Below are 12,859 nucleotides of genomic sequence, written 5' to 3'. Positions count from 1 at the left end.
GGTGGGGGCGGTCCGGCGCCGGTCCTCGTCGTCCGTGCGTGGTTGCCGCAGGACCAGCCTGCCAGATGCCCCGAGGGGCGCTCCAACCGGGCGAGCCTCACAACGTCATGATCAAAGGTACTCCGGGCGACATATGCCACCCTTCACCCTGCCGAACGCCCACCACCCCCGTTCTCAGGGGGACCGACGCCCCACTAATGTCGCGTACATGCAGTCACCACAGTCGTCGCAGCCGCCCCAGGCGCCCGTCCCGCCCGCCCCCGCCCGCGGCCGAGGTCCGCTGGTGGCCGCGCTCCTCCTCGGTCTGCTGGTGGGCGGCGCCGGTGTGGGCGCGGCCTGGGCACTGACCGGAGGCGACAGCACGCCTCAGGGGAAGGCGGGCGCGGGCAGTGACGCCCACGGCGCCTGCGCCGCCCTCGTCGGCCTGGACGAGTCCAAGATCCTCGCCAAGGGGAAGCAGGGCGAGCAGGCGCTCTACCGCTTCGCGGGGGCCGTCGATCTGGCGACGGCCGCCGCCGCGGGCGACTCCGCCTACGACCTGCTCGCGGAGACGCTCACCCGGGCCCGCAACCGCTATCAGCAGGTCTTCGGCGTCGATGCCGACGTGAAGAAGGACCTGGCGGAAGCGCGCTCCCTCTGCGAGGGCCTCTGATCCGCCGGTACCTCACTCCTCCCCGCTGTGCAGCACCTTCAACAGGTGTGACACCGCGCCCGCCACCGCGTCCCGGGCCGGGCCGAGGTACGTGCGGGGGTCGACGGCCGACGGGTGGGCGTGCAGGTAGGTACGGGCGGCCCGGGTGAACTCCTTGTTCAGGTGGGTGGACACGTTGACCTTCGTCATGCCCGCCCCCACGGCCCGAGCGAGCTCGGTGTCGGCCACCCCGGACGAGCCGTGCAGCACCAGCGGCACGCCCACGGTGTCGCGCAGGGCGGTGATGAGCGCGAAGTCGAGCACCGCGTCCCTGGTGGTCATGGCGTGGGAGCTGCCCACCGCCACCGCCAGGGCGTCGACCCCGGTGGCGGCGACGAAGTCCCGTGCCTCCACCGGATCGGTGCGCACCCCCGGGGCGTGCGCGCCGTCCTTGCCGCCGACCTCCCCGAGCTCCGCCTCCACCCACACGTCCCGTGCGTGGCAGTACTCGGTGATCTCCCGGGTCGCCTTCAGGTTCTCCCCGTAGGGGAGGCGGGAGGCGTCGAACATGACGGAGGAGAAGCCGAGCCGCACGGCCTCGTGCACCAGGTCGACGGTCTCCGCGTGGTCGAGGTGCACGGCGACGGGTATGAGCGCCGCCCGCGCGACGGCGAGGGTCGCGAGTCCCACCGGCGCGAGCGCACCGTGGTAGCGGGCGGTGTTCTCGCTGATCTGGAGGATCACGGGCCGCCCGGCGGCCTCGGCGCCGCTCACGATGGCCTCGGCGTGCTCGAGCTGCACCACGTTGAACGCCCCGACACCGACGCCGGCGTGGGAGGCGGGGCCGACGATGTCGTCAGTGGGACTGAGGGGCATGGAGTTCCTCCACGATCACGGCGGTACCAAAACGTCGGTGGACGGCCGCGTCGACGTCACCGGCCACGGGGCAGGCGACGGCGGCGGCCGACAGGGCCACGGCCTCACGCAGGACGGCCGGCCAGCCCGCGCCGCCGGGGAGCCCGGCCGCGAGCGCGGCGACACAGGCGTCGCCCGCCCCGGTGGGATTGCCGGCCAGCCGTTCGGGCGGTGCGGCGCGCAGGCGGCCGTCAGGGGTGTCGGCGAGGAGGCCGTCGGGGCCGGACGACACCACGACGGAGCGGGCGCCGAGGGCACGCAGCCGCGCCGCCCCCTCTCCGGCGTCCTCGCAGCCGGTGGCGGCCGCGAGTTCGGCGGCATTGGGTTTGACGACGTCGGGACCGGCACCCAGCGCGTCGAGGAGCGGGGGACCGCTCGTGTCCAGCACGGTGAGCGCCCCCGCCCCGGCGGCGGTGCGCACCAAGTGGGCGTACGCGTCGGACGGCAGCCCCGGCGGCAGGCTGCCGCAGAGCGTGACCACCGACGCCTCGCGCGCCAGCACCGCGAAACGGTCGGCGAAGGCCCGCCATTCCCGCGAACTCACCTCCGGCCCTTGCTCGTTGAACACGGTGGCGTCGCCGTCGTCGCCGGACACGACGGTGACGGTCTGCCGCGCCTCGCCCGCCACCGGGACGAGTTCGTCACGCAGCCCCGCCACGGCGCGCAGGTCCGCGCGGAGCAGGGCTCCGGTGGGGCCGCCGGCCAGCCCGGTGACGGTGACGTCGTGCCCCAGGGCGGCGAGGACCCGGGCCACGTTGACGCCCTTGCCCCCGGCCCGCCGGTGGGCGGCGCCCACGCGGTGCGAGGTGCGCGGACGCAGGCTGTCGACCCCGTAGGTGACGTCGAGGGCGGCGTTCAGGGTGACGGTGAGGATCACGGGTGACGGCCCCCCGTCGGCGTACCGGCGGCCGACAGGAGCCCGCCCGCCCGGTCCCTGGTACCGCGCGCCACCCGCCCCGGCGCGGACTCAGGCATGACCGTCCTGAAGGACGACGGACCGCGTGAGGTTGCGGGGCCGGTCGGGGTCGTAGCCGCGCGCCTCGGCGCAGGCCACGGCGAGCCGCTGGGCGCGGATCAGGTCGGCCAGCGGGTCCAGGCTCCCGGCCGTACCGGTGGAGTCGGCCACCAGGGTGCCGCCCACCCGGGCCACGTCGTCGTCCAGCCCCTCCGGAAGCCGGCCGAACGCCCAGGTGACCCGTCCCGGACCGGTGACGCTGATCGGCCCGTGACGGTACTCCATCGCCGGGTAGGCCTCCGTCCACGCGCCCGCCGCCTCCCGCATCTTCAACGCGGCCTCCAGCGCCAGCCCGCACGTCCAGCCGGTGCCGAGGAACGTGAACTGCTCGGCGCCGACGACGGCCGCGTCGAGGCTCTCGTACACGGCCCGTTCGGCGTCCCGGACGGCGGCGTCCAGCGGCAGGACACCGGCGGGCAGCGCACCCTCCGCCTCCAGATGGGCGCGCAGCAGCGCCAGGTTGGCGGTGGCGAACCGGGTCTGGACGACCGACTCCTCGTCGGCGAAGTCCAGTACGGCGACGGCGTCGGCCGCCTGCATGACCGGGGTCTCCGGGTCGGCGGTGATCGCGCCGGTCGCCACGGTGCCCTTGACCCGGCGCAGCAGGTCGAGCACCTCGGTGGTGGTGCCCGACCGGGTGATGGCGAGGACGCGGTCGTACTGCCGGCCGACGGGGAACTCCGAGGCGGCGAAGGCGTCCGTCTCGCCGTGGCCGCCCGTCTCACGCAGGATCGCGTACGACTGGGCCATGAACCAGGAGGTGCCGCAGCCGACGACGGCGACGCGCTCGCCCCGCCTCGGCAGGGCCCAGGCCTGGCGCGGCAGGGAGGCGGCGGCCTGACGCCACACGGCGGGCTGGGAGGCGATCTCGGCCGAGGTGCGGGAGGAAGTGGACAAGGCGATGTGCTCCTTCAGGAACGGGGGAGTGGGGGATGCGGCGCGGCGGGCCGTCTACTTCACCGAGCCGGCGGTGAGCCCGGACACCACATGGCGTTCGATGAAGGCGAAGAGCACCACGACGGGCACAATCGCGATCACGGACGCGGCGAACAGGTAGTTCCACTGGACGGTGTAGTTGCCGATGAAGCTGTTGATGCCGACCGTCAGCGGCTGGCTCTCCGGGACGGTGGACAGGGTCAGGCCCATGACGAACTCGTTCCACGCGGCGATGAAGGTGAAGATGACCGCCGTGACGACGCCGGGCATGGCCAGCGGCAGCGTCACCCGCAGCAGCGCACCGCCCCGGCCGAGACCGTCGATCATCGCTGCCTCCTCCAACTGCACGGGTATGGCGGAGAAATAGGCGGTGAGGATCCAGATCGCGAACGCCAGGTTGAACGCGGCGTTGCACAGCACCAGGGTCCACACCGAGTTGAGCATGCCCAGTTGGTAGAACTCGCGGTAGAGGCCCACCAGCAGCGAGGTCGGCTGGAACATCTGCGTGACCAGCACGAGCAGCAGGAACACCTTGCGCCCGCGGTACTTGACACGGGCCGTGTAGTAGGCGGCCGGAATGGCGACCAGCAGGACCAGCAGGGTGGAGCCGCCGGCCACGAGAAGGGTGACGCGGAGGTTGCTGCCGAGGTTCGACTCCCGCCAGACGTCGACGAAGTTCGACCAGGCGAATTCGTCGGGCAGGTAGGTGGCGTCCCGCAGTTCGCCGGCCGGGCGCAGCGCGGTGATCACCATCTGCAGGTACGGCAGCAGGAACACCACGGCGACCAGCCAGGCGACGGCGGCGACGAGCACCGTACGGGGCCGCAGCGCGCGCCGGGGGCGGGCCGGCCGGCGGTCCTTCGCGTCCGCCGACACGGTCTTCGCGAGGGGGGCCGGGATCGTCTGCTGGGCCATCACGCCTCCTCCTGGTTCCAGCGGCTGACCTTCAGGAAGACCGCCACCATCACGACGACCAGGGAGAAGTTGACGACGGACATGGCCGCGGACTCCCCGATGTCGGAGCTCTTGAGCTGGTACATGAACACGGTGGTGGTCGCCGTGTCGCTGTCCGGGCCGCCCCGGGTCATGCCCCAGATGACGGGGAACGAGTTGAAGACGTTGATCAGGTTGATGACGACGCCGACCAGGAACGCCGGGCGCAGCAGGGGCAGGGTGATGCGGACGTAGGTCTGCCACACGCCGGCGCCGTCGACGCGGGCGGCCTCGTACACCTCGCCGGGCACGGTCTGCAGTCCCGCGAGGAGCGTGTACGTGGTGAAGGGCAGGGAGACGAAGACCGCCACGAACATCATCCAGGGCCAGGCGGTCCACGGGTCGCCCAGCCAGTCCTTGGGGGAGTCGATGACGCCGAGGTCGGTCATCACGGTGTTCAGCACACCGGCGGTCCGGTCCAGCATCCACTTGAAGCCGATGGCGGTCATCAGCACGGACGCCGCCCAGGGGGCGATGAGCGCCCACCGGGTCAGGCGGCGACCGGGGAACTGCTGGTTGAACAGCTGGGCCAGGGCCAGGGAGATCAGCATGGTCAGCGCGACCACCCCGACGGTCCACACCACGGTGGCGGTGACGACGGAGCCGAGGCCCGGCTCGTCGAACAGCTGCCGGTACTTGTCCAGGCCGGCCCAGCCCCGGACGAAGCCGCTGACGCTGATCTTCAGAAACGAGGTGCGGACCATCTCGTAGACGGGCCACAGCACGACGACCACGATGAGCAGGACGGCGGGCCCGATCCAGGGCAGCGGTCCGAGCCGGCCGAGGCCGCGGCGGGCGCCGCTCCGGCCCGTGCGGGGCGGCCTGCGGCCGCCGGAGGTGACATTGCTGGACACGGGGGTGCCTTCCGTGTGTCGGTGCCTGCGGATCTACTGGTTCGCGAGGGCCTGTTCGGCCTTCTTCTGCAGGTCGCCGAGCACCTTGGCCGGGTCCTCCCCGACAGCCGTGCCACCGCTCTTCTTGATCTCGGCGGAGACGGCGTCCCAGGTGGTGTCGCCGAGCGGGTAGAAGGACGCCTTCGGCAGCAGCTCGAAGAACGGCTCGAGGTCCTTGTGCTTGCCGCTGGAGGTCATCTCCCGCAGCGTGTCCTCGGTGACGGGCATCAGGTTGTACATCTCGTCGAACTTCAGCGTGTTCTCCTTGGAGTACGCGAAGTCGAGGAACTTCTTGATCTCTTCCTGGTGACCGCGGTCCTTGAACGCCATCACCCAGTCGGCCACGCCGAGGGTGGAGTCGAGGGCGCCGTCCTTGCCGGGAATCGGTGCGACGCCGTAGTCGACGTCGCCGTCCTTGGACATCTGGATCAGCGACGGGTGGCCGTTGAGCATGCCCGCCTTGCCCGCGGCGAAGTCGGCGAAGGCCGTCTTGCGGTCGGTGGCGGCGGGATTGCTGTAGGTGAGGCCGGGCTTCACGAGGTTGTCGCGCAGCCACTCGAAGGTCTCGACGTTGGCCTCGCTGTCCAGGGTGTACGTGCCGTCGGCGCCGGTGTAGCCGCCGCCGTTGCCGAGCTCCCAGATGAGGCTCTCGCCCTGCGCCTCCTCAGGGCCGAGGGGCAGCGCGTACGGGACGACGTCGGGGTTCTTCCTCTTGATCCGCTCGGCGGCCGACTTGACGTCGGCCCAGCTCTTCGGCGCCTCGGTGATGCCGGCGTCGGCGAAGACCTTCTTGTTGTAGAACAGGGCTCGGGCGGAGGACACGAACGGTATGCCGTACTGCACGCCGTCCACCTCGCCCGCCTCGGCGAAGGAGTCGATCAGGTTGTCGCGGGTGGCCGGGGACAGCACCTCCTCGGCCTTGTACAGGAGGTCGTCGGCGACCTTGTCGGCGTAGCCGCCGGTCTGCAGGACGTCCGGCAGGTTGCCGCTCTGGATCATCGTCTTGACCTGCGTGTCGATGTCGTTCCAGTTGACGACCTGCACATCGATCTTGATCTTCGGATTGGCGGCCTGGAAACGCTTGGCCACGTCCTCCCAGTAGACCGTGGAACTGTTGGACGCCTTGTCGCCGTAGTCGGCGGCGACCAGCTTCAGGGTCACCGTTCCGTCCGCGGACTCCCCGCTGCCGCCGCCCCCGCACGCGGTCAGCACCAGGGCACCGGCCGCACAGGCCGCCGAGAGGACGAGCATTCTCTTCTTCACTGCCGTCTACCGCCTTGTCTCCACAAGCAATGCGTGAACATGCTCAATCGATAAGCTTTCCGAGCAGTAATGAACACCTGTCGTGTCGGGCAGTATTCAGGCAAGCCGCAGGTCAGGTCCATACGTCGTTACCCGACCGTTGCGAAAACGGGCGAACAGGTTGCATGCCGATGCGAGGAGTGACGATGTTCCGAGCAACATCACGCACGGTGGTTCCCTGGGGCTCCGCCGCCCACGGCGTCCCTTACGGTGTCCGGAGCGCAGTACCGAGGCCGAGGGAGTCCGACACATGTCCAAGCACGATCGGTGGAGCAAACTGCTGGAACTGCTGGCCGGCGAGGGCAGGATCGAAGTCGACGACGCGGCCGCCGCACTCGACGTCTCGCCCGCCACGATCCGCCGCGACCTCGACGAGCTCGCGGAACAGCAGATGCTCGTCCGCACCCGTGGCGGAGCCATCGCACACGGCGTCTCCTACGAGCTCCCCCTGCGCTACAAGTCCTCCCGGCACGCCCCCGAGAAACAGCGCATCGCCACCGCCGTCGCCGGGATGATCGCCGACGGGGACGTGGTGGGCCTGAACGGCGGCACCACCACGACCGAGGTGGCCCGGGCCCTCGCCCTGCGTGCGGGCGGCAGCCGCGAGGGACGGGGGCGGCGCGAAGCGGCCGAGACGTCGGCGCCCGCGTTCACGGTCGTCACCAACGCGCTCAACATCGCCGGCGAGCTCGCGGTCCGCCCCCAGGTGAAGATCGTGGTCACCGGCGGAGTGGCCCGCCCGCAGACGTACGAGCTCGTCGGACCGCTCACCGTCGGAGTGCTGAACGAGGTCGTCCTCGACGTGGCCGTCCTCGGTGTCGACGGCGTGGACCCGCAGTTGGGGCTGATGACCCATCAGGAGGACGAGGCCAGTGTCAGCCGGCTGTTCGCCGAGCGGGCCCGCCGCGTCATCGTGGTCACCGACTCCTCGAAGATGGGGCGGCGCGCCTTCGCGCGGATCTGCGGGCTGGACCGCGTCGACGTGCTGGTGACCGACGCCGGGCTGCCCTCCGAGACGGCGGCCCGGCTCACCGAGGCGGGCATCAAGGTCCACGCCGTCTGAACCGCCGCACCGACGGCCGCCACGAGGCGCGGCGGACCGTCGGCGTGCGGTCGACGGCCCTTCCCCTAGGGTGCGACGGCCATCGCGAAGACGTGGACGTTGCCGTTGGACGGCAGCACCACGAACCGCACCTGCTTCGTCGCGTCCAGGGGCACGGAGTGGGCGAAGATCCGGTAGTCGATCCCCGCGTTGCCGTACCCGTCCGGCCGGTTGCGGCCGTCGCTGGACGCCACCAGCGTGGCACCGTGCGCGTCGGCCGGGTCGAACGACCAGTTGGGGAAGCCGAACGAGCCCCGGCTGCTGGTTCCGTCGGTGTAGTACACGGTCGCCGTACCGGTTGCTCCGCCGGTGACTCCGGAGCCGAGGAGGACGAGTCTGCTCCCCTGCCCGCTCAGGGTGATCGCCTGGCCCTGGGAGGACACGTTGTCCTTGGTGCCCGGTTCGACGGCCGGCCAGGTCAGGTCGGCGCCGAGGGCCCGCACCGTGCTGCCCGGCGTCAGTCCGGCCGCCGCCAGCTTCTGCGCGGAGAAGCTGTTGCCGTCCCCGTCGTAGTTGCCCGGCGCGGGGTCGCTCTCGTCGGTGACTCCCACGTTGTTGTAGGCGGCGGCGAGATCGGGCAGCGGACTGCCGACGGTCTCGGTGCGGGTGCCGGTCGCCGAACCCGCCCCGTCACCACCGGTGTAGGTGGCGGTGGCGCTGAAGGTGCGCAGCGTGAACCCGCTCCTCTTCTCCGGCACCTGGATGCGGAACTCGGCCGACGCGGTCGCGCCCGCGGCGAACGAACCGGAGACGGTGGTGGCGGACGGCTGGACCGCCCAGCCGACCGGGCCCGCGAACGCCACCTTCAATGACCGCATCCGCTGCGGCCCGGCGTTCTTCACGGTCACCTCGACGGTCTCGATGGCCGGACCGTCCAGGTCCACCGGCGAGATCGACACCTCGGTCCGTGCCGCGGGTGACTCCCCCGGGGACTCCGCGGCGGTGGCGGCGGGCACGGCGGCCAGCGTCATCGCCGCCGCCACCGCCAGGGCTCTCAGGGAACTGACCCATCGGGTCGCCTTCATACGTCCTGCTCCTCAGCTCGGTCGTCCGGTACGACGGTCACGCGACGGGAGGCATGGCCGACTCACGGGAGTCCAGGCCCATGCGGAGGTTGACCCAGGAGCCACGCGTGAAGTCCGGGATGTCCACCGGACGCCCGCCCGCGGCCAGGGACTTGACGCTCAGCGGCACGGGGGCGCACCAGGAGGCCGAGTCGTAGACGTCGATGTCCGGCACCAGCCCGGCACGCATCAACTGGACGGTCCGCCACTGCAGTACGTAGTCCATGCCGCCGTGGCCGCCGTTGTTCGCCGCGTCGTCGCCTATCTTCTTCCACAGCCAGTGGTCGAACTCCTTGCGGTAGGCGTCGAAGTCGCGCCAGGAGTGCCCGCTGTGGTCCGGCTCGACGTAGATCCGTCCCCCGGTCGCCGAGGTGCCCGCGTAGTCCTCGAAGATCCCGCGGCTGCCGGCCAGGCTGTTGATCCTGCTGTACGGACGGGGTGAACTGACGTCGTGCTCCGCCCTGATGACCCGCCCCTTGGCGGTGTCGATGAGACAGGTGACGAGGTCACCGTTGATGTAGGTCTCCTTCCACGAGGGATGGGACCTGTCGATGAAGCGTTCCCGGTAGTCGGCGAGGCCCTTGGGCTCGGTGGCGGTCGCCCGCAGCACCGTCATGCGGTCGCCGCGGTTGATGTCCATCGCGGCGGCGATCGGCGCCAGCCCGTGCATCGGGTAGAACGACGCGGTGCTGCGGGTGTGCCACCGCCGCCGCCATGCGTCGGTGTAGTACGTGTCGGAGAACAGCAGGTCACGCAGGTCGTGCAGGTAGCCGCCGTGGCCGTTGGTGACGTCGCCGAACAGCCCGTCGTGCGCCATCTTCAGCATGGCCAGCTCGTTGCGGCCGTAGGAGCAGTTCTCCGACAGCATCAGGTGGCGGCGCGTTCGCTCGGAGGTGTCGACGAGGTCCCACAGCTCGTCGAGCTCGGTGGCGACGGGCAGTTCGACGATCGCGTGCTTGCCCGCTTCCAGCGCGGCCTTGCCCTGGCGGTGGTGGAACTCCCAGGGCGTGGCGATGTACACGAGGTCGATGTCGTCGCGCTGCAGCATCTGCGCGTAGGCGTCCTCGGAGCCGCCGTACTCGGCGGGACGGGGTTTGCCCAGGGCGACGAGGCGGTTCGCCAAGGACGCGGCGCGGTTGGCGCGGATGTCGCAGACGGCGGTCACCCTGCACCCGGGGACGGCGGCCCAGCCCTCGGCCATGCCGGACCCCCGGTTGCCGAGACCGATCAGTCCGACGCGGACGGTCTCGTGGGCGTCGAAGGGGACGTCGATCATCGATCTCTGACCGGGACGGCGCGGCGGTGTCCGTACCGGCACGGCCGCGCCGGCACCGGCTGCCGGTGCCGCGTGCGCCGCACCCGCACCGGCGGCCGCCACCCCGGTGGCCAGCGCACCTCCCAGAAGCAATCGGCGGGAGACAGCGGGAAGTTCGGGCATGAGTGAACGCTCCTTCGATCCATGACCGGGCATCACTGGCGGCAACGACTCTGACGGGAGCGACGGAGACATGTCAATAGGTGCTCGAAGAGGCGTGTCTTCGAGCAGAAACGTGCAACTGCTTTGCGTGGGAGAGGGGGGAGGTGGCGAATCCGTCATAACTGGACAAGCCGGTAGCGGAGTTGACGCGAGAGCCCTCTGCGTCCCTCGGCGACCGTCCATTCAGGTGAATGGGAATTCATTGCTAAGGTGAATCACCATTCACCGCACTTTCCGTCGCTGGAGTCCTCATGGCGTCGCCCGTCCCGACACCCGACCCGACCGGCGGCGCCGGACTGCGGGCCCGGCTCACGATCCCGGTCCTCGCCTACGGCGGCATCCTCATGGCGGTCGTGCAGACCGTCGTCGTCCCCCTGCTGCCCGACCTGCCCCGGCTGACCGGGGCGTCGGCATCCGCGGTCTCCTGGATGGTGACCGCCTCCCTGCTGTCCGGCGCCGTCCTCACCCCCGTCCTCGGCCGGGCCGGCGACATGTACGGCAAGCGCCGGGTGCTGCTGCTGTCCCTCGCCCTCATGACCGCCGGGTCGGTCGTCTGCGCGCTCACCACCGACATCGCGCTCCTGATCACCGCCCGGGCCCTCCAGGGTGCCGCGGTCTCCGTGGTGCCGCTGTCGATCAGCATCCTGCGCGACGAACTGCCTCCGGAGCGCCGGGGTTCCGCCATCGCGCTGATGAGCTCCACCGTCGGCATCGGCGCCGCACTCGGACTGCCCGCCGCGGCCCTGATCATCCAGTACGCGAACTGGCACGCCATGTTCTGGGTCACCGCCGGCCTCGGCGTCGCCGGTGTCGCGCTGATCCGCTGGGCGGTGCCCGAGTCACCGGTGCGTGAGTCCGGCCGGTTCGACGTCACCGGCGCCCTCGGACTGGCCGCCGGCCTCGTCTGCCTGCTGCTCGCGGTCTCGCAGGGCGGCCAGTGGGGCTGGGGGAGCGCCCCGGTCGTGAGCCTGTTCGCCGCGGCCGTCCTCGTCCTCGCCGTGTGGTGGCTGCACCAACTGCGCGCCGCACGCCCGCTGGTGGACCTACGGCTGGTGTCCAGCCCGCGCGTCGGCCTCTCCCACGTGGCCGCCCTCCTGACGGGCTTCGCCTTCTACGCGAACACACTCGTCACCGCGCAGCTCGTCCAGGCCCCCGAGGCCGGCGACTACGGCCTGGGGCTGTCCATCGTCCAGACGGGACTGGTGCTGCTGCCCAGCGGCGTGGTCATGCTGCTGCTGTCCCCGCTCTCCGCCCGCATATCGGCGGCGCGCGGACCGCGGATCACTCTCGCCCTCGGCGCCGCGGTCATCGCCGCCGGTTACGGCGTGCGCATCGCCGACAGCCGCTCCCTGGTGATGATCATGGCCGGTGCGACGGTCGTCTCGATCGGCACCACCCTCGCCTACTCGGCGCTCCCCGCCCTGATCCTGCGCGCCGTCCCCGCCACGCAGACCGCCTCCGCCAACGGCGTCAACGTCCTGATGCGCACCGTGGGGCAGGCCGTCTCCAGCGCCGCCGTCGCCGCCGTCCTGGTGCACCACACCAGCCCGGTCGGCGGCCTCCCGTTGCCCACGCTCCACGGCTACCTCATGGCCTTCGGCATCGCCGGCACGATCGCCCTCGTCGCCTGCGCGGTGGCCCTGCTCATCCCCGGGGACCCGGCCCCCGAGACCGGGCCCGCCCGCGAGAAGGACGCTCGGCCCGTCGCCGACGGCAGCAAGATGGAGGAAGCATGAGCACCGACACCCCGCCGCCCGACGCGGCACCTCGCACCGGCCGGCGGGACGCCGAGGCCACCAAGGCGGCCATCCTGCGCGCCGCCCGCCACCTCCTCGCCCGCCACGCCCACGCCGACATCACCCTCAAGGCCGTCGCGGAGCGCGCCGGCGTCAGCCCGCCGCTGGTCCTCAAATACTTCGGCAACAAGGACGCCGTCTTCGCACGCGTGATGTCCTTCGACGAGGACGCCGCCGCGCTCCTCGACGCGCCCTTGGACGACCTGGGCCGGCACATGGTCCGGCACGTCCTGGTCAGCCAGCGCGAACGCGGGTCCGACCCCCTGCTGCGGATCGCGTTCGCGCCGCTGCAGGGAGACCACGGCGACATCCTGCGCGCCAACTTCCGGGCCCAGGTCACCGGTCGGCTCGCCGCCCGCCTGCCCGGCCGCGACGCGGGTCTGCGCGCGGAACTGGCCCTGGCCGCGCTGGTCGGCCTCGGCGTGATGTTCGGCATCGCCCGGGGAACGGACCTCAGGTCCACGCCGGTCGAGGAGGCCGTCGAACGCTACGGCCCCCTCGTCCAGGCCCAGTTGACGCCCACGCCACCGGCCGACGCGTAGGGCCGGTCTCGGTCCCGTCCGCGCCGCCCGGCGAGGCGTAGGCCGGCCCGCCTTGTCCGTGCGCCGCCCTTCGACGCGTAAGACCGCCCGCCTCGTCGGCGCCGGCCGCCGAACACGCAAGGCCGGTCTGTCGCGTCCGCGCCGGCCGCCGAACACGCAAGGCCGGTCTGTCGCGTCCGCGCCGGCCGCCGAA

12 protein-coding genes are annotated in these 12,859 nt (G+C 71.5%); 4 read left to right on the top strand and 8 right to left on the bottom strand.

Annotation, left to right across the window (positions count from 1 at the left end; translation table 11 throughout):
* The first annotated feature begins 208 nt into the window (after window positions 1–208).
* On the top strand, window positions 209–652 hold the full coding sequence (locus tag B100_RS37710) for a hypothetical protein (RefSeq protein ID WP_486585696.1): 444 nt from the start codon (window positions 209–211) through the stop codon (window positions 650–652).
* A 12-nt stretch (window positions 653–664) separates the two neighbouring features.
* Here B100_RS37710 and B100_RS0124025 read toward each other — a convergent pair whose 3' ends face one another.
* The 6 genes from B100_RS0124025 to B100_RS0124000 form a co-directional block, all read right to left on the bottom strand.
* Window positions 665–1,507 carry a class II fructose-bisphosphate aldolase gene (locus B100_RS0124025; RefSeq protein WP_024886960.1) on the bottom strand — a complete coding sequence of 281 codons (843 nt, stop codon included), beginning with the start codon at window positions 1,505–1,507 and terminating at the stop codon, window positions 665–667.
* Entirely contained in the window at window positions 1,488–2,423 is a 936-nt protein-coding gene (locus tag B100_RS0124020; RefSeq protein ID WP_024886959.1) for a 1-phosphofructokinase, read from the bottom strand. The genes B100_RS0124025 and B100_RS0124020 overlap by 20 nt, the downstream gene beginning before the upstream one ends.
* A 90-nt stretch (window positions 2,424–2,513) precedes the next feature.
* On the bottom strand, window positions 2,514–3,458 hold the full coding sequence (locus B100_RS0124015) for an SIS domain-containing protein (RefSeq protein WP_486585695.1): 945 nt from the start codon (window positions 3,456–3,458) through the stop codon (window positions 2,514–2,516).
* 54 nt (window positions 3,459–3,512) lie between these two features.
* Entirely contained in the window at window positions 3,513–4,412 is a 900-nt protein-coding gene (locus B100_RS0124010; protein ID WP_024886957.1) for a carbohydrate ABC transporter permease, read from the bottom strand.
* On the bottom strand, window positions 4,412–5,344 hold the full coding sequence (locus tag B100_RS0124005) for a carbohydrate ABC transporter permease (protein WP_024886956.1): 933 nt from the start codon (window positions 5,342–5,344) through the stop codon (window positions 4,412–4,414). Before B100_RS0124005 ends, B100_RS0124010 begins: the two co-directional genes overlap by 1 nt.
* 33 nt (window positions 5,345–5,377) lie before the next feature.
* On the bottom strand, window positions 5,378–6,646 hold the full coding sequence (locus B100_RS0124000) for an extracellular solute-binding protein (protein WP_024886955.1): 1,269 nt from the start codon (window positions 6,644–6,646) through the stop codon (window positions 5,378–5,380).
* Between the two features lie 289 nt (window positions 6,647–6,935).
* On the opposite strand from B100_RS0124000, the gene B100_RS0123995 reads away from it, so the two are divergent.
* Window positions 6,936–7,748: a DeoR/GlpR family DNA-binding transcription regulator gene (locus B100_RS0123995; protein ID WP_024886954.1), complete on the top strand. Its 813-nt coding sequence runs from the start codon at window positions 6,936–6,938 to the stop codon at window positions 7,746–7,748.
* A 65-nt stretch (window positions 7,749–7,813) separates the two neighbouring features.
* Here B100_RS0123995 and B100_RS0123990 read toward each other — a convergent pair whose 3' ends face one another.
* Window positions 7,814–8,812, bottom strand: a complete 999-nt coding sequence (locus B100_RS0123990; protein WP_024886953.1) for an NEW3 domain-containing protein — start codon at window positions 8,810–8,812, stop codon at window positions 7,814–7,816.
* A gap of 37 nt (window positions 8,813–8,849) precedes the next feature.
* The gene (locus B100_RS0123985; protein WP_024886952.1) at window positions 8,850–10,289 is read right to left on the bottom strand and encodes a Gfo/Idh/MocA family protein; all 1,440 of its coding nucleotides are present in this window, start codon (window positions 10,287–10,289) and stop codon (window positions 8,850–8,852) included.
* A 290-nt stretch (window positions 10,290–10,579) separates the two neighbouring features.
* Between B100_RS0123985 and B100_RS0123980 the strand changes: the two genes are divergently transcribed.
* Window positions 10,580–12,064 carry an MFS transporter gene (locus B100_RS0123980; RefSeq protein ID WP_024886951.1) on the top strand — a complete coding sequence of 495 codons (1,485 nt, stop codon included), beginning with the start codon at window positions 10,580–10,582 and terminating at the stop codon, window positions 12,062–12,064.
* The gene (locus tag B100_RS0123975) at window positions 12,061–12,666 is read left to right on the top strand and encodes a TetR/AcrR family transcriptional regulator (RefSeq protein WP_024886950.1); all 606 of its coding nucleotides are present in this window, start codon (window positions 12,061–12,063) and stop codon (window positions 12,664–12,666) included. The genes B100_RS0123980 and B100_RS0123975 overlap by 4 nt, the downstream gene beginning before the upstream one ends.
* Window positions 12,667–12,859 lie beyond the last annotated feature (193 nt).

It is taken from the genome of Streptomyces sp. CNH189, assembly GCF_000527195.1.
Note: the sequence above shows the minus strand (reverse complement) of the source record. Positions and strands in the feature narration are given on the sequence as shown.

Excerpts from the sequence above, each read along its gene's own strand:
- B100_RS37710 (WP_486585696.1), top strand. The coding sequence starts at position 209 with ATGCAGTCACCACAGTCGTCGCAGCCGCCCCAGGCGCCCGTCCCGCCC.
- B100_RS0124025 (WP_024886960.1), bottom strand. The coding sequence starts at position 1,507 with ATGCCCCTCAGTCCCACTGACGACATCGTCGGCCCCGCCTCCCACGCC.
- B100_RS0124010 (WP_024886957.1), bottom strand. The coding sequence starts at position 4,412 with ATGGCCCAGCAGACGATCCCGGCCCCCCTCGCGAAGACCGTGTCGGCG.
- B100_RS0123995 (WP_024886954.1), top strand. The coding sequence starts at position 6,936 with ATGTCCAAGCACGATCGGTGGAGCAAACTGCTGGAACTGCTGGCCGGC.
- B100_RS0123990 (WP_024886953.1), bottom strand. The coding sequence starts at position 8,812 with ATGAAGGCGACCCGATGGGTCAGTTCCCTGAGAGCCCTGGCGGTGGCG.
- B100_RS0123985 (WP_024886952.1), bottom strand. The coding sequence starts at position 10,289 with ATGCCCGAACTTCCCGCTGTCTCCCGCCGATTGCTTCTGGGAGGTGCG.
- B100_RS0123980 (WP_024886951.1), top strand. The coding sequence starts at position 10,580 with ATGGCGTCGCCCGTCCCGACACCCGACCCGACCGGCGGCGCCGGACTG.
- B100_RS0123975 (WP_024886950.1), top strand. The coding sequence starts at position 12,061 with ATGAGCACCGACACCCCGCCGCCCGACGCGGCACCTCGCACCGGCCGG.